Here is a 22,876-nt window from a genome sequence, read left to right as displayed (position 1 = left end):
GGCCTCCGCCCCGCCGGGGGGTGGTCGGGGCGGAGGCCCTCGGGTGGCGCCTGGAGCTTGGGGGAGGCTCGACAGGCGCCCGCTATGGGGGATGTGGGTCAGGCCGCGGGTTCGGGGTCGTCTCGCTGCGCCCAGGCGGGCACGTGCGTCGGATCCCGGCGGGCCTGCGGCGACAGGTGGAGCGGCACCGGCGTGATGCAGTGCTGCCGGATCTCGTCGACGCTCAACTCCTGCGTCGCCGTCACCGCGGTCTCCGCCTTGCAGGCGATGTCGAGGCGGCGCTGCAGCTCGTCGATCTGCCGCTGCATGCCGTCCACGACTTCCGCGTGCCGGGCGTCGATGCGGGCGATCGCTTCGGCGTGCGCGAGGTCCTGGTCGTCGAGCTGGACCCGCATGATCTGGATGCGCAGTCGCGCGCCGGCCAGCTTGCACTGCAGCAAGTCGACGGTGTCGTCCTCCCGGTGCTTGCCGGAAGGCTTGTCCCGCAGGCTGATGCGGATCGGCAGCAGGTCGGTGATGCTCACTGGTCCTCCCGGCGGAGCTCGGCCGCGGTGTTCTGCAGGAGGCTGATGGCCGTGTCCTTGCCGTTGCCGGGGTAGTCGCACCAGGCCGCCACCGACGGTGCTGCGATGCGTGCCTCCAAGGCCTGCTCGGTGAGCCGGGTCAGGGGGTCGCCGCCGACGTGCCGGGGTGTGCCGTGCACGGCCACGTTGATGGCGCCGATCAGGTCGACCTGGCACTGGTTGAGGGGCAGCCCGTTCGCGGCCTGGCGGGCGTTGTACAGGTACTTCTTGCAGTAGCCGACTGTCTCGATGTGCTTGGCGGCTTTGTCCAGCACTTCGGCGATCGTGGTGTCGGCGGGTGCGGTGGTGGTCACGGCGCTCCTCCTTTCGTCTGTTGGTGTGCGGCGGTTTCGATGGCGATCTGCGCTTCCAACTCCAGGGCCCGCGCGGTGAGGCGGAGGTTGAGGAGCCGGAGGAGCGTGATGAACAGGCCCGCGGTCGGCGACAGACGGGGTGGCGGGGTGGTCATGCCACAGCCGCGGGGAACTCGTCCCAGGTCCGCCCGTCCAGTTCTCGGCCGGCCTTGCCCTTGCCGACGCGGCGCATCTCCCAGCGGTGGCCGAGGTCGTCGATCGGGTCGCCGACGAGGACGTTGCGCCGGTCGGACGGGCGGCCGATGACCTTCCAATCCGTGGGCTGGTACTCGCCCCACTGCTTGAACAGGTAGGGCACGCCCGCCGCTTGGGCCTGATCCCGGATGCTGCGCGCCCAGTCAGGGCTCATCGGTCGGGCTCCGCGCCCGGACTCGCCGCCGGCGATGACCCAGCCGATGGGCTGCCCGTTCGGGCGTCCGTTGCCGGTGTGGGTGCCGCTCCAGTGGCCTTCGCGCCCGCAATCCGGGCAGACGGGCTGGAGAGGGCCGCTGTAGAAGCGTCGGCAGTCGGGACCCTGGCAGCGCCAGCTGGCGTGGCCTTCCGGCATCCATGCGGTGAGGTCGACCGGCCCGAGGAGTGGTTCGCACGACAGGAAGCGGACTGCAGCCGCCGTGTCGACTAGGGCGGGGATGCGCAGGTCGGCACGCTTCTGGTCCTCGACGCTCACGCCCAACCACACATTCGGAAGCGGCCAGACGGTGTCGTACAGGGCCAGTGCGGTCTCCTCGTCGGGCGCGGCTTCAAGGAGACTCTGACCGCCGTCGATGAGGCTTCCGACCAGCGAGCGCATCCGGCCGTGGCGCTTCGTCAGCACCTGGTAGGTGTGCTGTGGTGTACGGGCCATCACAGCGAAAACCCGGGCGATGTACGAGTCGGGGATGCCCTTGTGGAACAGGTCGGACATGCTGTTTACGAAGATCCGCTTGGGCTTGCGCCAGCGGAACGGGATGTCCAGCCGCTCGGGGCGGAGGGTGACATCGAAGCCCGTCTCGAAGTGGTGGCCGGGGACGCCACGCCAGCGCTCGGCGAACGTCTCGGCGTAGCAGTTGTCGCAGCCGGGCGACACCTTCTCGCAGCCGGTGACGACGTTCCACGTCGCATCCGTCCACTCGATCTTGGAGGACTCACTCATGCCGCCACCCGCCGTTCCTGCTGCTGCCAGGTGGTGAGCTGGTTCGTCTTGGCGTGCCACGTCTGGGCCTGGTTCCAGTCCGCGCCCGGGAACGCACCCTGCAGCAGGGATGCGATCTGGCGGGAGCCGCCCGGCTGGATTCGCACGGGCTCACCGTTGGCGTCGAGGGCGCGGGCCACGAAGACGCGCTCCTGCGGGCCCTGCGTGTCCGTCCACACCGGGGCGAGGAGGATCGATGCGGCGGCCGGAGCGTGCTGGTGGAGCCGGTACGGGAGCCGGGAGTGGTGGCGTCGGCGCCGGGCCGCGGAGGCCTTACGCGGCCGAGCCGGCAGGTGTTCGGCGACGAGCATCACGACGTCTTCTCCTTGGTCGTCGGGGTCCAGCTCGGGTAGTCGGCGGCACACGAGCAGCCGTCGGGGCAGGCGCAGGCCAGCGCGGCGAACGCGCGGTCGGCCGAGTCGAGGAGATGCCGCTGCTCGGCCACCGCACCCGCCCGCAAACGCAGGGCGGCCAGGGCCTGAATGTCGGCCTCCAGACGCGCCAGGAGCACATCCAGGTCGGAGATCGGACGCGTCATCGGTCGACCCCCTGAACGGCGTCGTCGTAGCCCTCCCAGTTGTCCACGCCGGCCGCATGGAGGGCGGCCAACGTGCGGGAGTCCTTCTCCAACTCGGCGACGCGTGCCTCAGCGCTCCGCATGCGCTTGAGTGCACCGGTGAGGGAATCTGCGCCGTAGGTCGCCCGCCACTGCTCGACCTCTGCGAGCAGCAGGAGCATCGACTCCTTGGCGCGAGCGCTGTGGAACGAGATCGACGTCTCGTACCGCAGCAGGCTCCGGATCTCCGCGAGTCGCGCTTCGTCGAGGGTCTTCGGTTCCCGCCCGGCAGGCATCGGCAACGCGCCCTCGCGCTTGACCGTGTCCGCCAGCAGCGCCTCCTCGAACGCCGCCTCCGACACCACGTCCACGTGCGATAGGGCGATGCAGGCGCTATGGCCGTCCACCCAGACGACGTCGGTGTGGCCGCCCAGGACGGACGCCTTGCTGCGGGTTCGGGTGACGAGGCGGGTGGCCTTCGGGAAGTCCTCCGGACGCGCGCCCGGGTAGGCGAACACCGGGACACCGACCTCGTACAGGGCGTTGAACTCGGCGGCGTTCACGCGTCCACCGCCTTGATGAGTCGGCGGATGTCGTTGGCGGCGCCGCGCATGACGCGAGCGCGGTAGCCCTGACTCGGTTCGAAGTCGGCCATCCGGTCGAAGCTGTCGGCCGCCTCGTTCAGGGCCTTCTCCCGCGCCACGGCGAGTTCCGCACGAAGCCGGGCGTTCTCCGCCTTCAGCTCGGCGACCTCCTCCTGCTGCCGCTTCTGTGCCGTCTCCGCCTCGTGCTGCGGGGTGAAAACCTTCGTGCCGTACTTGATGGCAGTGGCGCACGGCCACCCGACGACGACGCCGTCCTCCCAGCAGACCGCGCACAGCCACGAGTTCGGCACACCGCAGTCGTCGAAGACCGGGACGTGGAATCGGGCCGGGAGCTGCTCGTTCTCCGCCAGGGAGAAGCCGGCGAGGATCTCGTAGTGCGGGTGGTCGGGTGCCTGCAGGAGCGTGGCCCGCTGCTGGCATTCGTCGTGCTTGACCGGCTCGCCCGCCTCGGCGTTGCTGCGGCAGGTGCCGCACGCGGACGGGTCTGCGACGGTGCTCCTCTCGGCGAGATGCTTCGCGCGCTGCTCGACCCAGAACGGGTCGCGATCCATGGCCGTGCTCATGCCGCCACCGCCTTCCGGGCGGCGTCGTACTGGGCGATGGCCCAAGAGGCGGCGTGGCACTGGTAGGCGAAGTGATAGTTCACCTTGTCCAAGGCCCAGTCGCCGACATCGGAGAAAGCGAAACCGCCGATCTCGCGAGTCCGGACCTCGTGTCCGGTGCGCGTGTGGCCGTTGTAGATGCCCCACATAGTTGCGTCGTGGCTGGAGTCGTGGTCCTTGGACGCGCCGCACGAGCACTCGGAGCGGTAGATCACGCCGTGCTCGAAGTCGTAGACCATCTGCATGGCCCAGTCCCGCGAGTGCAGCCGGTCACTCTCCAGGATCTGCTCCCGGACCGCAGCCCGCAGACCACGCGGAGCACCGTCCTTCACAGCCTCGGCAACCTCGGCCTTGACCTGGGCAACCAACCGCTCCCGGTCATACTCGCGGACGCTGTCGGCGCCGTTGACCAGCTTCGATGCCCACCGGTCCGGCTCGACGCGGATGCCGCGCAGCCAGTCGAACATGTCCTCGGTGTCCTTGCCGAACCGCTCGAAGTGGTACGAGCCGTGCGAGCCGGCGACCAGCAGGTTGTACGGCCACGTGACCAGGATGATTCGGGACCAACCCTGCAGGGCCTTGAACTCGGCGTGCCGGTACAAGCCGTCCCCGCGGAGCTCGACCAGCTTGCCGTCCTTCACGTCACGGGCGACGTGGGCGGCGATCTCGGGGTAGTCGCTCATGCGGCACCGTCCTGGATCGCGGCGCGGGTCTCGCGGTCGGCCATCGTGGCGGCCCAGTACGTGTAGAACAGCTCATCCAGCGCGGCAGCCTTCTCCGCCTCCGGGAGCTCCTCGAACGCCAGCCGGCCCATCTCCTCGACCTCGAAGCCATCCGGCCGGGTCGCCAGTAGAAGCTCCTCCGCCTCGTTCCACAGCGTGCGGAACGGCGTGAACATCGGGACGCCGGAGGTGATGCGGTCGAACTCCGTCAGCTCGTTCATCGGGCTACCGCCTGCGGTCCTCCAGTGCGTGCCGCGTGAAGGGCTTCGCGGTGGTCGTCCATCGCCGCCTCACGGGTGCTGGCGCGCTTCGAGGACTTGTTGATGACGTAGCCGCCGATGAGCCAGCCGTCGTGCCGCTTGTCGGTGCTGTCGTCGAAGACGACGGTGTCGTAGTAGCGCGGGGCGATCTGAACCGTGGACACCGTCAGCGCCATCTCGTCGCCGTGTTTGACGGGCGTCTGGCGAACGATCTTCGGGAAAGTGGTGCGTGAGAACATGGTGGTGGTCCACCTCTCTGTTCACGGATGGTGTGGGTGGATCGAGGTCGCCCGGACTTGGCCGTTGGGGCGGCCTCTTCGTTTGCCGCGTCAGGCGGCGAGGCGGGGCTCCGGCGGGCGGGACTCGTGGGCGCGGGAAGCGTCGGGGGTCACCGCCGCCTGGTACTGGCCTTCGAGGTAGGCGTCCAGGTCGGTGATCTTGTATGCGACGTATCGGCCAACCTTGAAGCCGGGCATCTTGAGGGCTACGTCCTTGCCGAGGAGGCGCCACTTGCGGAGCGTGGTGAGCTCCAGCCCGAGGTGGGCGGCGGCATCCTCGATCCACAGGCAGCCCTTCGGGGGGCCGGGGCGGGGCCCCTTCCTGTTGTGCACGGTTTACTCCTTCTTGGTGGGGGGGTCCTCGGGAGACACATCGTCCATTTCTGGAGACGCACTGGGCGCGAAGAGGACCAGCACGGCGACACCGAGCGCCTCCACGAGGGAGTGCGCGTCGTTGACGTCTGCGGTCTTCTGTCGCCCGGTGGCGAGCTTCTCGATGAGGCCGGATCCGCAGCCGCTGGCCTCGGCCAGGCTGTCGTACCCGTAAGGGGCGCCTCGACCTGGGTTCTTCATGACCCACTGGAATATCCGGGCGCTCTTCAGCGTGTATCTGCGGCTCAATGGTTCCCCCGTGGTGCGGAGCGGCCTTGATGAGACGAGTTAAGCACACGAGAGACGAATCGTCTACGGAACTGGACGCCCTCGGGTCGAGAACCGGCAAAGATCTTGGCGGGATACCATTGATCTGTAGACGATCCGTCTCCAACCCGAGATGGTTGTACGGACTGGCCTGCTATTTTTCGGGCGCCACCCCCTACACGTAGAGACAGTCGGTGCGAACGTGACGCGAGAGGACGAGGACATGACGGCCCCGGCCACAGTCCCGGAGCCTGGCGCGACCGAGGCTTCCTCAGCCCCGGGCGCCCTCTCCCGGCTCATCCAGGAGGCACTCGACAAGGGCGACTCCTACCAGCGCATCGCCGACCGGGCACGCGATCCGGAAACCGGCGAGACCGTGTCCAAGCCGTACCTGCAGCGAGTCGTGAAGAAACCGCCCACCAACCCGCCCAGTGTGCCGATGATGCGCGCCATCGCCGCTGCACTCGGCAAGCCCTTCCGGCACATCCAGGAAGCCACCGCCGAACAGTGGCTCCTCTACGAGTCCACCGAGCTCGCGGGCTATGACGAGGAAGTGCGCATCATCGTCGGCCACCTCGCCGGCAAGTCCAAGGCGGAGCTGATGAAGTGGCGGTACATGATCGAGGCCGAAGAACGCGCCAGGCGCGAGGCGAGCGAGTAGCACGGATCCCCGTCCCGCACCATCCAACGATCGCGATTGTCCGTAAGTAGACATTTAGGCAATCGATTGTCCGCGACTCTCAGTAGACGTACTCTTCACCAACAGTGCACTTCCGGCCGATCTGGCCGGAGTGCATCGCTGTACGCGGGGAGGATGCATGCTGGACGTCGCCTACGAAGCCGTCAGTGACCTGCCGCCGGGGAGACTGGCAGAGATCGACGAAGACCGCGGGCGGATACGCGTCCGTCTGGAGAAGGCCAAGCCTCTCGCCGACATCGTGCGGCAGTTGAACATCGAGATCGACAAGCTCATGTCCTCCGCCCGCTGGTTCCAACTGTGGGGGGACGAGATCGTCTGCAGCAATACCCCAGGCAGCCCGCTGCGGATCGAGTACGTCTTCCGCTCTTGGGTTCCGCGCGACATAGGCGCGTGCGTGGCAGAGCATCGAGGCACTGTCCGTGTCTACATCTGCCCCGACCTGGACCCGGAACAGTTCGCTGCCGCCATGAACCCGGCCACCGAGGACTTCCTCTCCGGTGGCCGCTGGTTCCAGTTGTACGCGGGTGAGATCATCGACAACAGCCCGGAGCCCATGAGCCAGGTGTAAGTGAACGGGGGCCGCCTTGCCCGGATACATCGAAGACCGGTGGTACAAAAAGGGCCCGCCTGATCCCGAGGACCCGAAGAAGCGGCCCACACGGATCAAGACCGACCTCCATGAGAAGTGCAAGAGGTACCGGGTCTGCGGCATCCCCGGGGTTCGTAAGCGGTCCTTCGATCGCAAGGCCGATGCCGAGCAGTGGAAGGCCAAGGTCCAAGCCGACCTGCTGAGGGGCGAGTTCGTCGACCACCGCGACGGCAACATCACGCTCGCCCAGTACATCGCCGAAGAGTGGTGGCCGACGAGGACCGGGGACCCGGGAACCCTGCAGACCATCGAGTCCCGCATCAACAATCGGATCCTTCCCTATCTCGGGGAGCTCAGCCTCAACGCCATCAAGGTGCCGCAACTGCGCAAGTACCTTGCCGATCTAGACGGTTGCTACCAGCCTGCGACCATCATCGAGTCCTGGGGCACCCTGTCTTCGATCCTCCAGGCGGCTGTCGACGACGAAAAGATTCCGCGGAACTACTGCCTCGCCAAGACGGTGAGGCCTCCGTCGAAGCCCGAACGCAAGGCCCGCGCTTGGAGCCGTGATCGAGTCATGGCGGTGCGCGAAGGGCTCGACGACTGTTTCCGAATCATGGTCGACCTCGGCGTCGGCGCCGGCCTGCGGCAGGGCGAAGTGCTCGGGTTGGCCATCGAGGACGTGGAGGAGGACGTCCTCCATGTCCGTCGCCAGCTGCGCGTGGTCCGGAACAGGCTTGTCTTTGCGCCCCCCAAGGGCGGCAAGACGCGCACCGTGCCGCTACCCAAGTACCTGGCTGAGCGCGTCGCGGAGCACGCGGACCGCTATCCGCCGCTCGATGTGACGCTTCCGTGGGTGAACCCGGCCGTACCTGAGAACGACAAGCAGGCCGCAGAGCGGGCGCCACGGACGCACAGGCTGGTCGTGGTGGGGCAGCAGCGCAAGGGTCCGCTGCGGCGTAGCGTGTTCAACGAGGGCCCGTGGAAGCGCGCCCTGGTGGTGGCAGGCGTGATCCCTCCGCCGCCGCCGAGGGAGCCCCTACCGCCGCGTTCTGACGGCACCAGGCGCCGACCGAACACCAAGTACGCGGCGGCGCCGGATGATGGCTTCCACGCGCTGCGGCACACCTTCGCTTCGGTGCAGCTGGATGCCCGCGAATCGGTGGTGGCGGTGTCGAAGTGGCTGGGGCACTCGGACCCGTCGATCACGTTGAAGATCTACGCGCACATGATGCCGGAGGCGGACGGGCGCGGCCGGGCGGCAATGGATGACTGGTTCGCAGGCGGCTTGTAAAAGATCTCCCTGAGCGCTCCCTGGCGCTTAGATTCGTCGGTCAGGGAGCGGCAGGTATGCAGGTGATCGGGTCAGCCGTTGGGGCGCAGGGTCCAGACCACGGTCATCTCGCCGGTCACGGCGCCGTCCGCGCGCCGGATGGCGACGGAGACGGGGAACTCGGGGCGCTCGCCGGCGTCGAGTTCGGCGACGACCTCGGCGGCGGGGCGGCCGAGGGTGGCGGTGGCCGTGACCTCGCCCATCGCGAGCTTCTTGTACGCGATCTCGGCGCTGACCGCGAGGGGCACGGCGCGCGCGAGCTGGTCGCCGAAGGCGGCGAGGACGATCGCCCCGCTCGCCGACTCGCCCAGCGTGAACATCGCCCCGGCATGCGGCCCGCCGACGTGGTTGTGGAAGTCACCCTGGTCCGGCAGCGACACCACGGCCTTCTCCGGCGTGGTCTCCAGGAACTCCAGGTTCAGCGTCCTGGCCATCGGCACCGTGGCGGCGAGCATCTCGCCGATCGACATCTGGTCTGCGCTCATGCCGCGATGTTACCCACGAGTAGGAACCTCTGGCCAGGGGTGCCGCCGTGTGGTGGGCGCAACAGAAGGAGCCCGGACGCGAACCACCGGGCGGACGCGGAACCGCGCCCCCGCCCCCTGGCCGTACACCTCCCCGACGCCCCGGCCGCGTCCCGCCCCTCACGATCTCTCCACCTGACCAGTACATGCCTGAAGGCGCGCGGTGACCGAACCGTGGCACGGCCTCACTACGTTTGCCGGCATGTGGCCAGGACAGCAGCAGCCGCCCGGGGGCGAGCAGAATCCGCAGCAGAACCCGTACCGGCAGCCGGGGTACCGGCAGCCGAATCCCTGTCAGCAGCCCGGTTACGGGCAGCCGGCGCCGCAGGGACCGTACGGGCATCAGTGGGGCGACCCGGCGCCCGCGGGCGCGCCGGAACCGCCGGGCGGAGGCGGCGGAAACCGGACCAGGATCGTCGCGATCGTCACGGCCGCGGCCGTCGTCGTGGCCGCCGGGGTGACCGGGTTCCTCGTCCTCGGCGGCGACCGGGACGAGGAGGCGAAGGGCGGCGCCAAGGAGGGGAGGGCGTCGGCGAGCGCCTCGCAGGAGCCGAGCGCCTCAGCCTCGGCCGACGACGGCCGGAGCGCGGACGGCCCGAAGCCGACCGTCGAGGGCTGGAAGGTCGTGGTGAACCCCAAGTGGGGCACCGCCTTCGACGTCCCCGCCGACTGGGAGATCGCCTCGCCGACCACCATCACCGGCTTCGAGGACGTCAAGGGCGAGGCCGGCGACCCGCCGCTCATCACCATGTCGGCACCGGCGTACCTCAAGTCCGAGTGGTGCACCTCGGACGACGACAAGGACGGCCGCGAGGACCACACCGAGCTCGCCGCCGCCGGCACCAAGGGTGCGAGCGGCGCCAAGAACACCGACGAGGTCGCCCTGAACCAGGTGCCCTGGTACGTGTACGGCGGGTACACGCAGCCCGACCGCAAGAGCCTCGTCGTGGACGAGAAGGCGCGGCCGTACACGACGGCCTCCGGCGTGGCGGGCAGTGTCGCCTGGGCCCGCTCCGAGAACACTCCGCAGAAGGGCAGGTGCGCGAGCGACGGCAAGGCCGTGACCTTCGGGTTCAAGAACTCAGCGGGTGACTTCGTGGCGTGGAGCCTGTACGGCGCGACCGGTGTCGACGACGAGGTGCCGGACTCGACCGTCGAGAAGATCCTGAGCACGGTCCGGCTCCACGGCGAACCCACGGGCGGCTGACCGCCGTGTCCCGGGGGCTCCGTGGCGCCCCTTCTGCGGCACATCTATGGTTACGAGCCATGTGGCCAGGACAGCAGCAGCCGCCCGGGGGCGAGCAGAACCCGCAACAGCCGAACCCGTACCAGCAGCCCGGGTACGGCGGCCCGGGGCAGACGGGATACCAACAGCCGGGGTACCAGCAGCCGAACCCCTACCAGCAGCCCGGGTACCAGTCGACGGGTCAGCAACCGCAGTACGGGCAGCAGCCCCAGTGGGGTGCCCCGGCTCCCGTGGGCGCGCCGGAACCGCCGGGCGGAGGCGGCGGCAACCGGACCAGGATCGTCGCGATCGTGGCGGCCACGGCCGTCGTCGTGGCCGCCGGGGTGACCGGGTTCCTGGTCCTCGGCGGCGACAAGGACACGAAGGACGAGGCGAAGGACGACCCCAAGCCGTCGGTCTCCCCCACGCCGAGCGCCTCGGAGAGCCAGGACAACCCGCGCGGCGAGGACGCGGGGGCCCAGCCGACCATCGACGGGTGGAAGGTCGTCGTCAACCCCAAGTGGGGCACCGCCTTCGACGTCCCGCCGGACTGGGACGTCAAGACGCCCGGCACCTTCATCGGCTTCGAGGACGACTCGAAGGACGACGCCTCGGTCCTCATCGGCATGTCGGCGCCCGCCATCCTCAAGGAGAAGTGGTGCGAGTCCGATTCCGACAAGGACGGCTACAAGGAGGATTCCTCCCTCGCCGCGACGGGCACCAAGGGACAGCAGGGCGCGAAGAACACCGACGACGTCGCCCGCAACGACTCGGCGTGGTGGGTCTTCGGCGGTTACACCGACCAGAAGGACTCCTCCAAGAAGCTGATGAAGGTCGGCAAGCCCGCGGCGTACACGACGACGTCGGGCGTCAAGGGCAGTGTCGCGACCACCTACTCGACCGGTGTCCCCAAGAAGGGCAAGTGCGACACCGACGGCAAGGCGACCACCTTCGCCTTCAAGAACTCCAAGGGCGACTTCGTCTCCTGGACGTTCTACGGTGCCAAGGGCGTCGACGACGAGGTGCCGGACACGACGGTGAAGAAGATCCTCAGCACGGTACGGCTGTACGGCGAGCCCACGGGCGGCTGAGCCGGACACGGCGACGGGGGCCGGCGGGTGTCGGCCCCCGAGCCGGCCGAGGCGCACCTCCGCGGTGGCCTGATCTGGCCGGACACCAAGGGGAAACGGTTTGGCAGGAGCTCCCCGCGGCAGCGATAGTCGGCCGGTGACCACTCCCGCCGCCTTCCGCCGCCGCCCCGCGTGGGCGGGCCGCAACTACACGATGCTGACGGCCGCCGCCGTCGTCACCAATCTGGGCAGCCACGGCGCCCTGATCGCGGCCGCCTTCGCGGTCCTGGAGTCGGGCGGCGACGGCGGGGACGTGGGTCTGGTCGCGGCGGCGCGCACCCTGCCTCTGGTGCTGTTCCTGCTGGTCGGCGGCGCGGTCGCGGACCGGTTGCCCCGGCACCGTGTGATGGTCGCCGCGAACGCCCTCAACTGCCTCTCCCAGGCCGTCTTCGCCGTGCTCGTGCTCACCGGGGAGGCACGGCTGTGGCAGATGATGCTGCTGTGCGCCCTCGGCGGCACCGGGCAGGCGTTCTTCAACCCGGCGGCCGAGGGCATGCTGTTGTCGTCGGTCACCGCCGAGCAGGCGGGGCGGGCCTTCGCGCTGTTCAGGTTCGCCTCGCAGGGCGCGACCATGACCGGGGCGGCGCTCGGCGGCGCGCTCGTCGCCGTGATCGGCCCCGGCTGGGTGCTCGCCGTCGACGCGGCGGCGTTCGCGGTCGCGGGAGCGATGCGCGCCTTCCTCGATGTGAGCCACATACCGGACCGCGAGCCGGGCCATGGCATGCTCGCCGATCTCCGCGACGGCTGGCGGGAGTTCACCGGCCGGCCCTGGCTGTGGGCGATCGTCGTCCAGTTCTCCCTCGTCAACGCGGTCATCGTCGCCGCCGATGCGGTCTACGGCCCCCAGGTGGCCCGTGACCACCTGGGGGGTGCGGGCCCCTGGGGTCTGGCACTGGCGCTGTTCGGGGCGGGCAACGCCGTCGGGGCCCTGCTGATGACCCGCTGGAAACCGCGCCGGCTGCTCCTCGTGGGCGTGCTGTGCGTCTTCCCGTTCGCCCTGCCGTCCGCGGCGCTCGCCGTGCCGGTCCCGGTCGCCGTGCTGTGCGTGGCGATGTTCGTCAGCGGGGTGTCGATCGAGGTGTTCGGTGTCTCCTGGATGACCGCCCTGCACCAGGAGATCCCCGAGGAGAAGCTGTCCCGCGTCTCGGCGTACGACTGGTTCGGCTCCGTTTCGCTGGTGCCGCTGGCCGCCGCGCTGGCGGGGCCCGCGGAGAGCGCCTTCGGACGTCCGGCGGCCCTGTGGGGCTGCGCCGGGCTGTGCGTCGCGGCGACGGCCGCTGTGCTGTGCATCCGGGACGTACGGACCCTGACCCGGCGCGGCAGGGCCGTCGCCCTCGGCAAGCCGGACGCCGAGCCCGGCTCAGCCGATGCCGAAAGCCCCGTCGGGCGGCTCGGGTGACGGCACCGCGTCCTCCTCGCCGACGGGCGCTGCCCCGCCGATGAAGTCGCGCAGCGCCGCCCCGTGTTCGACCCGCGCGGGGAAGGCGTCGGCGGCGGCGCGCCGGGCGAGGACGGCGACGTCGAAGGGCCGGTGGGAGGCGAGCAGCACGGCGTTCCCGAACCGCCGGCCGCGCAGCACCCCCGGTTCGGCGATCAGCACCAGCTCCTCGAACACCGTTCCCAGCGTCGCCAGTTGGGACCGCAGGAAGGCGAACGGCGCGGCGTCGGCGAGGTTCGCGAGATAGACGCCGTCCGCCCGCAGCACTCGTGCGGCGGCCCGCGCGTACACCTGGGTCGTCAGGTGCGCCGGGACCCGCGAGCCGCCGAAGACGTCCGCGACGATCACGTCGGCCGAGTCCGCCGGAGCGCCTTCGAGCCATTTCCTGGCGTCCGCGCCGTGCAGCGCGATCCCCGCCTCCGCCGGCAGCGGCAGCCGCTCCGTGACGAGGTCCAGCAGCGCCCGGTCGTACTCGACGACGTCCTGCCGGGAACCCGGCCGGGTGGCGGCCACGTACCGGGGCAGCGTGAGCGCGCCCCCGCCGAGGTGCAGCACGTCGAGCGCCCGCCCCGGTTCCGCCACCGTGTCCAGCGCATGCCCGAGCCGCCGCGTGTACTCGAACTCCAGATGGGTGGGCTCGTCCAGGTCGACGTAGGACTGCGGAGCCCCGTCCACCGTCAGCAGCCAGGCCCGCTCCCGGTCCACGTCGGGCATGAGCTTGGCGGTGCCCCGGTCGATGGCACGGGAGACGGGTATGGCTTCGTTCACGGGACCCATTCTGCCGGGCGCGGCCTCGGCCGAGGCACCACCGGAGCGCCCCGGAAGGGGGCGCGGGGAACCGCGCTGCCGGCCACGACGGCCCGTGGTCCCCCGCGCACGCCGGCCTGCCTACCGAACGGCCGTCACGGTCCCCGCCCCCACGGTCCGGCCGCCCTCACGGATCGCGAACCCGAGGCCGGGCTCCAACGGAACCTCCCGTCCGAGCTCCACGCTCATCGTGACCCGGTCGCCCGGCCGGGCGACGGCCGCCTCCCCGAGGTCGACGTCACCCACCACATCCGCCGTACGGATGTAGAACTGCGGCCGGTACCCGGTGGACACCGGAGTCGTACGCCCGCCCTCGCGCGCCGACAGCACATACACCTGCGCGGTGAAGTGCCGGCTGGGCACGACGCTCCCCGGCGCGGCCACCACGTGCCCGCGCCGGACGGTGTCCCGCGCCACTCCGCGCAGCAGCAGCGCCACGTTGTCCCCGGCCTGCGCCTCCGCCATCGGCCTGCCGAAGGTCTCCAGCCCGGTGACGACCGTCTCGACGCCGGCGCCGAGCACCTCGACCCGGTCGCCCACGCGGATGGTGCCCCGCTCGACCGCGCCGGTGACGACGGTGCCGCGCCCGGTGATCGTCAGGACGTTCTCCACGGACAGCAGGAACGGCGCGTCCAGGTACCGCTCGGGCATCGGGACATAGGTGTCCACCGCGTCCAGCAGCGCCTCGATCGACGCCGTCCAGCGCGGGTCCCCTTCGAGGGCCCTGAGCCCGGAGACCCGTACGACGGGGACGGAGTCGCCGCCGTAGCCGTGCGCGGTGAGCAGTTCGCGGACCTCCAGCTCGACGAGGTCCGCCAGGACGGTGTCCTCGCCGTCGTCGACGGCGTCGGCCTTGTTGAGCGCCACCACGATGTGGTTCACGCCCACCTGGCGGGCGAGCAGGACGTGTTCGGCGGTCTGGGGCATGATCCCGTCGAGCGCGGAGACGACGAGGATCGCCCCGTCGAGCTGCGCGGCCCCGGTGACCATGTTCTTGACGTAGTCGGCGTGGCCGGGCATGTCGACGTGCGCGTAGTGCCGGGTGTCGGTCTCGTACTCGACGTGCGCGATGTTGATGGTGATGCCGCGCGCCGCCTCCTCCGGGGCGCGGTCGATGCGGTCGAACGGCACGAACGTGCCGGCCCCGCGCCCGGCGAGGACCTTGGTGATGGCGGCGGTCAGGGTGGTCTTGCCGTGGTCGACGTGGCCCATCGTGCCGATGTTGAGATGCGGTTTCGTGCGGATGTACGCGGTCTTGGCCATGGCGATACCTCGAAGCCTCTTCAGCGGTACTGAGTGATGGCCCCGGCGCCGGGAAGGCGCGGCCGGGACGGGGACCCCGAGGTTCTGCCGACCCTCCCCCTGCGGGGTCCGCCGGAATCTCCGGGAAGGGTCAGCTTCGGGCGCCGTCTGCGGCGGCCACGACGATCAGAAGGGCAGCCTTCGGCGCATCCGCGACGACCGCGGATGCTGCGAGAACGAAGGCGTACCGGAACATGACGCCGATCCTCGCGGACGCGCCGCCGCGCGTCGAATGGTTTTCCGCGCGGGCGGGTTCGGGGATCGGGCCGAAGAGAGATGCTTCACAGGCCGGCCCGCGGGTGAACACGGGCCCCGCGGTATGCGTGTTCCCGAAGGCGCAGGCCGCGCGGTGTGCGGTGCCCGGCCGAGCGCCCGGCGGGAGATGCCGGACGGGGCCGTCGTCCCGGTTCCTGTGACCGCGGTGAGACGATCCGTACGGCATACCCTCACATCGGTCGGTTACCGTCGTCGAATGCTCGATGCCACCACCCGCTCTGGAGGCACCGCCTCGGTCCTTCCCCGGGCCGCCGCCACGGAGCTCGCCGTCGCCGCCCCCGCGGCCGTCCCGGCCGTTCCCCCGAACGGCGCCGCCCGCTGGGGCAGAGCGCTGCTCTCGCCGTGGGCGCGGTTCTCCCTGCTGGTGGCGCTGCTCACCGGCGCCGTGGTGACCGTGCTGCTCTTCGAGCCGCAGCGGCTGCTGGCCGACGGCTGGCCGCCCCAGCTGAGCGGCGGCGCGGCGGCCGTGGTGTTCGCGGTGGCGTACGGGCTGTGCACGGTGGCGTTCGTGCCGCGGCCGATCCTCAACATCGCGGGGGGCGCGCTCTTCGGCTCGCAGCTGGGGCTGGCCTCGGCGCTCGCGGGAACCGTCCTCGGTGCCGGGATCGCGTTCGCGCTGGGCCGGATGCTCGGGCAGGACGCGCTGCGGCCGCTGTTGCGGCACCGTTGGCTGAAGTCGGCGGACGGCCAGCTCAGCCGCCACGGCTTCCGTTCGATGCTGGCGGCCCGGCTCTTCCCCGGCGTGCCGTTCTGGGCGGCGAACTACTGCGCCTCCGTCTCCCGCATGGGCTACCTGCCGTTCCTGCTGGCGACCGCCCTCGGCTCCATCCCCAACACGGCCGCCTACGCCGTCGCGGGCGCCCGCGCCTCGACCCCGACCTCCCCGGCCTTCCTGCTCGCGATGGCGTGCATCGCGATCCCGGCCCTGATCGGCGCGGCGGTGGCCTGGCGCAAGCGCCACCACCTACGGGCCCGCTGACCTGACCCGGGTGAGGGGAGAGGCGCCCGAAGGCCTCCTCCTCAGGGGGCGCCGGGAACCGCGCGGGAAAGCCCCACCCACCGGCACCCGGCGTACGCCCCCCGGCCCCCTCACACCGCTTCGAGCACCATCGCGTTGGCCGGCCCGCCCGCCTCGCACATGGTCTGCAGCCCGAAGCGAGCACCGCGTTCCCGCATGGCGTGCACCAGTGTGGTGGTGAGCCGGGTGCCGCTCGCGCCGAGCGGGTGCCCCGGGGCGATGGCCCCGCCGTGCACGTCGACCTTGCCGAGATCGGTCCCGGTCTCCTGCTGCCACGCCAGGACGACGCCGGCGAACGCCTCGTTCACCTCGAACAGGTCGATGTCGTCGATCGTCAGCCCGGCCCTGCGGAGCACCTTCTCGGTGGCCGGGACGACGCCCGTGAGCATGAGCAGCGGGTCCGACCCGGTGACGGCGAAGCTGTGCAGCCGGACGAGGGGCCGCAACCCCAGCCGGGCCGCCGTCTCGGCCGATGTGACGAGCACGGCGGAGGCGCCGTCGTTGACGGGGCTCGCGTTCCCCGCCGTGACGTTCCACTCGATCTGCGGGAAGCGTTCGGCGAAGCCGGGGTCGTGGTAGGCGGGCCTGAGCCCGGCGAGGATCTCCGGCGTGCTCCCGGGCCGTACGCACTCGTCGCGGGTCACGCCGTCCAGGGGCGCGACCTCGGCGTCGAAGAGGCCGCCCTCCCAGGCCGCCGCGGCCTTGTGGTGGGAGGAGGCCGCGAAGGCGTCGATCCGCTCCCGTGAGAGGGACCACTTGGCGGCGATCAGCTCGGCGCTGATGCCCTGCGGGACCAGGCCCTCGGGGTGGCGCGCGGCGACGCCGGGGCCGAAGGGGTCCGTGCCGGGCGGCACGTTGGACCACATCGGCACCCGGCTCATCGACTCCACACCGCAGGCCACGACCATGTCGTACGCCCCCGACATGACGCCCTGGGCGGCGAAGTGCACGGCCTGCTGGGAGGAGCCGCACTGCCGGTCGACGGTGGTTGCGGGCACGGTCTCCGGGAAGCCCGCCGAGACGACGGCGTAGCGGGTGGTGTTCATGGCCTGCTCGCCGACCTGGTCGACGGTGCCGCCGATGACGTCCTCGACGAGCGCGGGGTCGATACCGGCGCGGTCGACGAGGGCGCGCAGGGTGTGGGCGAGGAGTTCGACGGGGTGGACGTGGGCCAGGGCTCCGTTGGGCTTGCCCTTGCCCATCGGGGTGCGTACGGCTTCGACGATCACTGCGTCACGGATGGGGCGGGCCTCCGCCACCAGTGAGTAGGAAATCCATACTCACCATGGCTCCGTGAGTTGGAAAAGCAAACCCTCACCTAGACTGGGCACATGCCCGCCTCCGGAGATCCGCGTCCCTGCTCCATCGCCGACGCCCTGGCGATCGTCGGCGAGAAGTACTCATTGCTGGTCCTGCGCGAGGTGTGTCTCGGCAACGGCCGCTTCGACCGGCTCGTCCGCAACATCGGGGCCCCGCGCGATGTGCTGGCCACGCGCCTGCGGCGCCTCGTGGACGCGGGCATCCTGCAGAAGCACGCCTACAGCGAGCGCCCGCAACGCTTCGAGTACCGGCCGACCCGGGCGGGCCTCGAACTGGAGCCGGTCCTGATGACGCTCATGGCGTGGGGCGACCGCCATCTCCGGAAGGACGACGATCGCCCCATGGTGATCGAGCACGGCTGCGGCCATGAACTGGTCCCGGCGGTCACCTGCACGGCCTGCGGCGCGGAGGTCCGCCACGAGGACCTCACGGCACACCCGCAGACCCCGGGCTGGACGGTGACGGGTCCCGCGGCGCCCTGACGGGACAACCCTTGGAACAGGAGGCTCACACACCCCTGTTCCCGAACGCGCCGCGGCTCAGTCCCCCTGGTAGACGTCCAGCCGCCCGCACATCCCGAACCTCCCGTACGCCGAGGGCTCCTCGGCCCGCACCACGGCGCCGGCCAGATGGGACACGTCCCCCTGCTCCAGCCGCTCCAACTGCTCTCCCGTGGCCGCGGCGGCGGCCCGCGCGCCCCGCTCCCAGCGCGCACGCCACTCGGCGAGCCGGGGCCGGACCAGCGCGGCCGCGGCCCGGTGGAAGGCGGCGAGCGGCTCGGGGCCGTCCGCGTCACGCAGTGCCCGGTAGCCCTCCAGGGCGAGGTCGCGGCGCGCCCGGGCGACCCGCTCCTGCTCCTCCTCGGGCGCGTCCACCGGGATACGGGTCGCGGCGGCGTACGTCTCCGGGTCGGTCAGGTACTCCGGCGGCAGCGTGAGCACGGCGTCGCCCGCCTCCGGCAGCCCGCTGTTCTGCATCAGGACGGTGATGCGCAGCTCGTCCTCGTTGACCAGCCGGTGGATGGTGCCGGGCGTGAACCAGGCGACCGTCCCCGGCGCCAGCGGCGTGACCTCGTACCCTGACGCCGTCAGCGTCTGCACCGCGCCACGCCCGCCGGTGACGACGTACCCCTCCGAACAGGTCAGGTGCATATGGGGGGTTCCGCCGCACACGCCGTCCGTCGCGGGCCAGTCGTACACGGACAGGTGCGAGACGGCGACCCCGCCGGGCAGTCCCTGGTGGCCGTTCACCACGGATGCGCCTCCAGGTACTTGGCGATCTCCTCCCGCTCCCAGGCCCCGTCCGCCACGACGACCCGGTAGCGGCGGGTGAGCGTGTCACCGGGGGCGAGTTCCAGTTCGTCGAAGAACGCCCAGGAGGGCGCCACGGCCGCGAACGGCTCGTTGCGGACGAACCAGTGGGCGGGGTGGGTGCCCTCGGCGCCCGTGTGGTCGTTCTCCGGCGCGTGGACGAAGACGAGCGTGGCGTGCCCGTCGGTGCCGTCGTGTTCGCCCGAGTACGCCAGCCACGGAGCCTGCCCGCCCATCAGCTCCGGCCCCTCGGCGTCGGGGCCGATGATCCGCCCCTCCCTGAAGGCGCGCGGGCCGCGCCAGAACAGACCGGTGTAGCCGGCCATCTCGCGCCCGGCTGTGGTGGGGCTGCCGAACAGCAGCGGCTCGTCACGGCGGTTGGTGATCGCGCTGGTCCAGGTCAGCGCCCACGACCCCGCCGCGGTGTCGACGTCGTGCACCTCGATCCGGCGCTCCTCGTCGGCCCACAGCTCCCCGGTGTACGGATGCCAGGTCAGCCGCTCGGCGATCACCACCCGGTCACCGTCCGAGACGACCTCGTCGAAGCCGGCGTGGGCCATCGAGCCGACCCGCTCCGGGATCGGCAGGTACCCCTCGCCGTGGACGTAGGAGTTGCCGCCCCACAGGTTCTGCCCCGACAGGTGCGAGGCCGTCAGCTGGAGGCCCTTGTGCCAGCGGTGGTCGTTGGGCCGGTAGTCGGTGACGACATCGCCCGCGAGGGTCCGGACCGGGTGCAGATACGGCTTCGGAGCCTCCCAGGCCGCCTCCGGCCGGTACACGTAGCTGAACAGCTCGACACCGCTGGACGGCTCGGTGACCGTGATCCGGTCGCCGTGGGCGTGGACGACGCGCAGCCCGTCGTGGAAGGTCATGCGGGGATCTCCTCACTCGTGGCGGGCTCCTGGGCGGGTGCGGGCGCCCAGCCGGGTGCGCCGCCGTGCATGGCCGTGTAGTACGGGTCTCCCGGACCGATCTCGCCACGCCGCACGGTCGTGTCCGTGAACGCCGACTTGTACAGCGCGGCGATCAGCTCCAGGCTCGTCCGCCCGTCGGCGCCGCTGCTGCGGGGCCGCTCGCCGGCGCGCATGCTCGCGACGAGTTCGCGCAGCTGGGCCAGGTGGGAGCTGGGCACATCCGGGCCGAAGTCCCGCCAGGCCGCCGCGTCCGCCTCCGGGGTGCCGGGGGCCGGGGTGATGGACCAGTCGGCGTTGGAGTGGCCGTACAGATGGGTCAGTTCGATCGTGGCGCGCTCGCAGTCGATGCGGATGCGGCTGACCTCGTCGGGGCTGAGGACGCTGTTCACGACGGTGGCCAGGGCGCCGCTCTCGAAGCGCACGAGGGCGGTCGAGACGTCCTCGGTCTCCACGTCGTGGACCAGACGCCCGGCCATGGCCCGGACCTCGCTCCACGGGCCGAGCAGGTCGAGCATCAGGTCCATCTGGTGGATGCCGTGGCCCATGGCCGGGCCGCCGCCCTCGGTCGCCCAGCGGCCCCGCCAGGGCACCGCGTAGTAAGCGGTGTCCCGGTGCCAGGTTGTCTGGCAGTGCGCGACGAGGGGCCGCCCGACCGCCTGCTCGGCGATCAGCTGCCGAACATGCCGCGCGCCCGAGCCGAAGCGGTGCTGGAAGACGATCGAGGCGTAGGGCCCGCCGCTGTCCGCGCCCTCCTCCGCCTCCACCGCGTCGAAGTCGGCGAGCGTCGGCACCGGCGGCTTCTCGCACCACACCCAGGCGCCGGCCCGCAGGGCGGCCACGGTCTGCTCGCGGTGCAGGGTCGGCGGGGTGCACACGCAGACCAGGTCGGGGCGCTGCTCGGCCAGCATGCGGTCCAGATCGGTGTAGCCGTGCGGGATGCCGTGCTCGGCACAGAACGCGCGCACCGCGTCGGCATCGATGTCGACCGCCGCGACGACCTCTGTCTCGCCCTCGTCGGCGAGTCGCGCGAGGGCGGGAAGATGGGAGCCGCCGCCGATGGCGCCGACGCCGACGATCGCTGCGCGGACACGGCGGTCCCTCAGGGGGGCCGGCGACCGGTCCGGCGTCGGGCTCGGGTCGCTGCTGGGTGTGGGCATGGACGTGATCAGCACTCCATCGAACGGGACGTCGGACAGTGGCGCCAACGCCTGGCGGCCAGGGCTCCGGTGCACCGGGGGCTCTCACTACGGCAAGCGCTTTCTCCAGTCAGCAACGTATGTGCGGACATAGTGACCGGTCAACACCATGGATTCGGCCGTTCCACCTCTTGGAACGCGAGGCGGTCACCTCCCCCTCGCAGCCCTGCCAAACCCCTGTGGCCGCCCCGTCACCAAGGGGCGCTAGGCTGCCCCCCGTACCTGTGATCACCCGCCCCGCACGGCCGCCCGGCGGCCGGGTCGGCGGCGTGTCACGTCACCCGTCGGCCCCTCACGATCAGCGCTTGGACCACGTAACTTCATGTCTTGGTTTGAATCCCTCATCCTCGGACTCGTCCAGGGGCTGACCGAGTTCCTCCCCATCTCCTCCAGCGCGCATCTGCGCCTGACGGCGGCCTTCTCCGGCTGGGAGGACCCGGGAGCGGCCTTCACGGCGATCACCCAGATCGGCACCGAGGCCGCGGTGCTGATCTACTTCCGCAAGGACATCGTCAACATCATCTCGGCCTGGTCGCGCTCCCTGTTCAACAAGGAGATGCGCAGCGACCGCGACGCCCAGATGGGCTGGCTGGTGATCGTCGGCTCCATCCCGATCGGTGTCCTCGGCGTGACCCTCAAGGACCAGATCGAGGGCCCGTTCCGCGATCTGCGGATCACCGCGACCATGCTGATCGTCATGGGCATCGTCCTGGGCGTCGCGGACCGCCTGGCCGCCCGCGACGAGACGGGCGGCAAGCACCGCGCCATCAAGGAACGCAAGACCCTTGAGCAGCTGAGCGTCAAGGACGGCCTCATCTTCGGCCTCTGCCAGGCCATGGCCCTGATCCCGGGCGTCTCCCGCTCCGGTGCCACCATCAGCGGCGGCCTCCTCATGGGCTACAAGCGCGAGGCCGCGGCCCGCTACTCCTTCCTCCTCGCGATCCCCGCCGTCCTCGCCTCCGGTGGCTACGAGCTGAAGGACGCGCTGGAGGGCGGCCATGTCTCCTGGGGCCCGACGATCTTCGCCACGGTCATCGCCTTCGTGGTCGGGTACGCCGTGATCGCGTGGTTCATGAAGTTCATCTCGACCAAGAGCTTCATGCCCTTCGTCTGGTACCGCATCGCCCTCGGCATCGTCATCATTGTGCTGGTCAGTGTGGGTGTGTTGAGTCCCCACGCAGCTGAATCGGCGGGGTGAACCAGGGCCGCACAGGTAGCGCTATCCAGCATTTCCCAGCACCTGATTGCAGCACCACACCATGATCATCTCCCACTTGTCTCCCACCTGGGAGGCGGGATACGCCGCACCTAGGACGTGCGCGCCCGCAAAGCAGGGAATGACGCGGAAGAGCCCGCACGGCGTGGGCGGTTTCTAGGGGCCCTTCCATACAGAGGGTGGAGCGGGTCAGCAGGCGCCGCCTCACCTTGTTGACTCGTCAGTAGGTAAGGCAGTGGCCGGATGCGGTCTTCGGCGCAGCCTTCCCAACGCGCGCCGAAGACCGCCGGTCACTGCGCGTACCCCGTCTGGAGCGACAGCGCGCCACCCGTTTCACTCGAGCAGCGCAGCATCAAGAGCCCGCGCAGCAACCTCCAGGGCCCGCGTCACCACCGTCCCCGCACGACAGTTCGGAACACTGACGAGGGTTGGCGTACTCCTGACCGTGGTTCCGGGGACGAGGTAACGGGCGCTCTGCCGCCTCATGGCTGGTCGAGCGACGCGACCCCGGCTGCCATGGCCTTCTGGGCACCGGAGGCGAGGCTACCTGTGGCGCCGATGCGGCCCAGGGCGTCCCGCTGCTCGGGGGTGACCAGAACATCGATCTTGATGTCCTGCACGGGACCGAAGGTGCCGTCGGCGCGCTTGTCGAAGAACGTGCCGCGGCCCGCCCCAGGGTTTCATGTGCTGACACGGTGCTGACCTGTCAGCACCGAACTGCCGTGATTCCTGGCTGCCGAGCCCCTCCAGCTCCCGCACCGAACCCGTGCTGCTCCGGGAACACGGCCACGGGAGGAAGATCCGGGGG

30 protein-coding genes are annotated in these 22,876 nt (G+C 70.6%); 9 read left to right on the top strand and 21 right to left on the bottom strand.

Features of this window, described 5'->3' with window-relative positions; translation table 11 throughout:
- Positions 1-98 precede the first annotated feature (98 nt).
- The 12 genes from AC067N_RS36330 to AC067N_RS36275 form a co-directional block, all read right to left on the bottom strand.
- Positions 99-524, bottom strand: a complete 426-nt coding sequence (locus AC067N_RS36330; RefSeq protein WP_478683212.1) for a hypothetical protein — start codon at positions 522-524, stop codon at positions 99-101.
- Positions 521-877: a DUF6197 family protein gene (locus AC067N_RS36325; protein ID WP_478683211.1), complete on the bottom strand. Its 357-nt coding sequence runs from the start codon at positions 875-877 to the stop codon at positions 521-523. Before AC067N_RS36325 ends, AC067N_RS36330 begins: the two co-directional genes overlap by 4 nt.
- 151 nt (positions 878-1,028) lie before the next feature.
- A complete protein-coding gene (locus AC067N_RS36320) occupies positions 1,029-2,069 on the bottom strand; it encodes a DUF5131 family protein (protein WP_478683210.1) in 1,041 nt (346 codons plus the stop codon).
- Entirely contained in the window at positions 2,066-2,422 is a 357-nt protein-coding gene (locus AC067N_RS36315; protein WP_478683209.1) for a hypothetical protein, read from the bottom strand. Before AC067N_RS36315 ends, AC067N_RS36320 begins: the two co-directional genes overlap by 4 nt.
- On the bottom strand, positions 2,419-2,646 hold the full coding sequence (locus AC067N_RS36310; RefSeq protein ID WP_478683208.1) for a hypothetical protein: 228 nt from the start codon (positions 2,644-2,646) through the stop codon (positions 2,419-2,421). Before AC067N_RS36310 ends, AC067N_RS36315 begins: the two co-directional genes overlap by 4 nt.
- Positions 2,643-3,227, bottom strand: coding sequence for a hypothetical protein (locus AC067N_RS36305; RefSeq protein ID WP_478683207.1), 585 nt, complete (start codon positions 3,225-3,227; stop codon positions 2,643-2,645). Before AC067N_RS36305 ends, AC067N_RS36310 begins: the two co-directional genes overlap by 4 nt.
- The gene (locus AC067N_RS36300; RefSeq protein ID WP_478683206.1) at positions 3,224-3,832 is read right to left on the bottom strand and encodes a hypothetical protein; all 609 of its coding nucleotides are present in this window, start codon (positions 3,830-3,832) and stop codon (positions 3,224-3,226) included. The genes AC067N_RS36305 and AC067N_RS36300 overlap by 4 nt, the downstream gene beginning before the upstream one ends.
- Entirely contained in the window at positions 3,829-4,554 is a 726-nt protein-coding gene (locus tag AC067N_RS36295; RefSeq protein WP_478683205.1) for a hypothetical protein, read from the bottom strand. The genes AC067N_RS36300 and AC067N_RS36295 overlap by 4 nt, the downstream gene beginning before the upstream one ends.
- The gene (locus tag AC067N_RS36290) at positions 4,551-4,814 is read right to left on the bottom strand and encodes a hypothetical protein (RefSeq protein ID WP_478683204.1); all 264 of its coding nucleotides are present in this window, start codon (positions 4,812-4,814) and stop codon (positions 4,551-4,553) included. The genes AC067N_RS36295 and AC067N_RS36290 overlap by 4 nt, the downstream gene beginning before the upstream one ends.
- Positions 4,811-5,092, bottom strand: a complete 282-nt coding sequence (locus AC067N_RS36285; RefSeq protein WP_478683203.1) for a hypothetical protein — start codon at positions 5,090-5,092, stop codon at positions 4,811-4,813. Before AC067N_RS36285 ends, AC067N_RS36290 begins: the two co-directional genes overlap by 4 nt.
- A 90-nt stretch (positions 5,093-5,182) precedes the next feature.
- Positions 5,183-5,464: a helix-turn-helix domain-containing protein gene (locus AC067N_RS36280; RefSeq protein WP_478683202.1), complete on the bottom strand. Its 282-nt coding sequence runs from the start codon at positions 5,462-5,464 to the stop codon at positions 5,183-5,185.
- 3 nt (positions 5,465-5,467) lie between these two features.
- A complete protein-coding gene (locus AC067N_RS36275; protein WP_478683201.1) occupies positions 5,468-5,704 on the bottom strand; it encodes a hypothetical protein in 237 nt (78 codons plus the stop codon).
- Positions 5,705-5,972: 268 nt separating this feature from the next.
- Here AC067N_RS36275 and AC067N_RS36270 point away from each other — a divergent pair, with 268 nt between their 5' ends.
- The 3 genes from AC067N_RS36270 to AC067N_RS36260 all read left to right on the top strand — a co-directional run bounded on the left by AC067N_RS36270 (position 5,973) and on the right by AC067N_RS36260 (position 8,353).
- Positions 5,973-6,431 carry a hypothetical protein gene (locus AC067N_RS36270; RefSeq protein ID WP_478683200.1) on the top strand — a complete coding sequence of 153 codons (459 nt, stop codon included), beginning with the start codon at positions 5,973-5,975 and terminating at the stop codon, positions 6,429-6,431.
- A gap of 157 nt (positions 6,432-6,588) precedes the next feature.
- Entirely contained in the window at positions 6,589-7,038 is a 450-nt protein-coding gene (locus AC067N_RS36265) for a hypothetical protein (RefSeq protein WP_478683199.1), read from the top strand.
- Between the two features lie 16 nt (positions 7,039-7,054).
- Positions 7,055-8,353: a tyrosine-type recombinase/integrase gene (locus AC067N_RS36260; protein ID WP_478683198.1), complete on the top strand. Its 1,299-nt coding sequence runs from the start codon at positions 7,055-7,057 to the stop codon at positions 8,351-8,353.
- A gap of 71 nt (positions 8,354-8,424) precedes the next feature.
- Here AC067N_RS36260 and AC067N_RS36255 read toward each other — a convergent pair whose 3' ends face one another.
- Positions 8,425-8,862, bottom strand: coding sequence for a DUF4442 domain-containing protein (locus AC067N_RS36255; RefSeq protein WP_478683234.1), 438 nt, complete (start codon positions 8,860-8,862; stop codon positions 8,425-8,427).
- Between the two features lie 256 nt (positions 8,863-9,118).
- Here AC067N_RS36255 and AC067N_RS36250 point away from each other — a divergent pair, with 256 nt between their 5' ends.
- The 3 genes from AC067N_RS36250 (at position 9,119) to AC067N_RS36240 (ending at position 12,670) form a co-directional block, all read left to right on the top strand.
- On the top strand, positions 9,119-10,123 hold the full coding sequence (locus tag AC067N_RS36250) for a DUF8017 domain-containing protein (RefSeq protein ID WP_478683197.1): 1,005 nt from the start codon (positions 9,119-9,121) through the stop codon (positions 10,121-10,123).
- A 59-nt stretch (positions 10,124-10,182) separates the two neighbouring features.
- The gene (locus AC067N_RS36245) at positions 10,183-11,232 is read left to right on the top strand and encodes a DUF8017 domain-containing protein (protein ID WP_478683196.1); all 1,050 of its coding nucleotides are present in this window, start codon (positions 10,183-10,185) and stop codon (positions 11,230-11,232) included.
- 136 nt (positions 11,233-11,368) lie between these two features.
- Positions 11,369-12,670 (top strand): MFS transporter, encoded by a 1,302-nt coding sequence (locus tag AC067N_RS36240; RefSeq protein ID WP_478683195.1) that lies wholly within the window; start codon positions 11,369-11,371, stop codon positions 12,668-12,670.
- Here the strand turns inward: AC067N_RS36240 and AC067N_RS36235 are convergent.
- The 3 genes from AC067N_RS36235 to AC067N_RS36225 form a co-directional block, all read right to left on the bottom strand.
- Positions 12,632-13,477: a spermidine synthase gene (locus AC067N_RS36235; protein WP_478683194.1), complete on the bottom strand. Its 846-nt coding sequence runs from the start codon at positions 13,475-13,477 to the stop codon at positions 12,632-12,634. The two genes, AC067N_RS36240 and AC067N_RS36235, sit on opposite strands and share 39 nt — an antisense overlap.
- Before the next feature lie 120 nt (positions 13,478-13,597).
- Entirely contained in the window at positions 13,598-14,779 is a 1,182-nt protein-coding gene (gene tuf / locus AC067N_RS36230; protein WP_478683193.1) for an elongation factor Tu, read from the bottom strand.
- Between the two features lie 130 nt (positions 14,780-14,909).
- The gene (locus AC067N_RS36225; protein ID WP_478683236.1) at positions 14,910-15,125 is read right to left on the bottom strand and encodes a hypothetical protein; all 216 of its coding nucleotides are present in this window, start codon (positions 15,123-15,125) and stop codon (positions 14,910-14,912) included.
- Between the two features lie 165 nt (positions 15,126-15,290).
- Here AC067N_RS36225 and AC067N_RS36220 point away from each other — a divergent pair, with 165 nt between their 5' ends.
- Entirely contained in the window at positions 15,291-16,073 is a 783-nt protein-coding gene (locus AC067N_RS36220) for a TVP38/TMEM64 family protein (protein ID WP_478683192.1), read from the top strand.
- A gap of 110 nt (positions 16,074-16,183) precedes the next feature.
- On the opposite strand, the gene AC067N_RS36215 is transcribed toward AC067N_RS36220, so the two are convergent.
- Complete coding sequence (locus AC067N_RS36215; RefSeq protein WP_478683233.1) at positions 16,184-17,353, bottom strand: thiolase family protein; 1,170 nt, start codon at positions 17,351-17,353, stop codon at positions 16,184-16,186.
- Between the two features lie 90 nt (positions 17,354-17,443).
- On the opposite strand from AC067N_RS36215, the gene AC067N_RS36210 reads away from it, so the two are divergent.
- Positions 17,444-17,914: a winged helix-turn-helix transcriptional regulator gene (locus AC067N_RS36210; RefSeq protein WP_478683191.1), complete on the top strand. Its 471-nt coding sequence runs from the start codon at positions 17,444-17,446 to the stop codon at positions 17,912-17,914.
- Between the two features lie 57 nt (positions 17,915-17,971).
- On the opposite strand, the gene AC067N_RS36205 is transcribed toward AC067N_RS36210, so the two are convergent.
- The 3 genes from AC067N_RS36205 to AC067N_RS36195 are packed head-to-tail and all read right to left on the bottom strand — an operon-like array spanning position 17,972 to position 20,813.
- Entirely contained in the window at positions 17,972-18,685 is a 714-nt protein-coding gene (locus AC067N_RS36205; RefSeq protein ID WP_478683190.1) for a cupin domain-containing protein, read from the bottom strand.
- Positions 18,679-19,614, bottom strand: coding sequence for a DUF6807 domain-containing protein (locus AC067N_RS36200; RefSeq protein ID WP_478683189.1), 936 nt, complete (start codon positions 19,612-19,614; stop codon positions 18,679-18,681). The genes AC067N_RS36205 and AC067N_RS36200 overlap by 7 nt, the downstream gene beginning before the upstream one ends.
- The gene (locus AC067N_RS36195; RefSeq protein ID WP_478683188.1) at positions 19,611-20,813 is read right to left on the bottom strand and encodes a Gfo/Idh/MocA family protein; all 1,203 of its coding nucleotides are present in this window, start codon (positions 20,811-20,813) and stop codon (positions 19,611-19,613) included. Before AC067N_RS36195 ends, AC067N_RS36200 begins: the two co-directional genes overlap by 4 nt.
- A 361-nt stretch (positions 20,814-21,174) precedes the next feature.
- Here AC067N_RS36195 and AC067N_RS36190 point away from each other — a divergent pair, with 361 nt between their 5' ends.
- On the top strand, positions 21,175-22,050 hold the full coding sequence (locus AC067N_RS36190; RefSeq protein WP_478683187.1) for an undecaprenyl-diphosphate phosphatase: 876 nt from the start codon (positions 21,175-21,177) through the stop codon (positions 22,048-22,050).
- 500 nt (positions 22,051-22,550) lie between these two features.
- Here AC067N_RS36190 and AC067N_RS36185 read toward each other — a convergent pair whose 3' ends face one another.
- A complete protein-coding gene (locus AC067N_RS36185; protein WP_478683186.1) occupies positions 22,551-22,688 on the bottom strand; it encodes a hypothetical protein in 138 nt (45 codons plus the stop codon).
- Positions 22,689-22,876 lie beyond the last annotated feature (188 nt).

The organism is Streptomyces sp. NPDC042364 (assembly GCF_056437585.1).
Note: the sequence above shows the minus strand (reverse complement) of the source record. Positions and strands in the feature narration are given on the sequence as shown.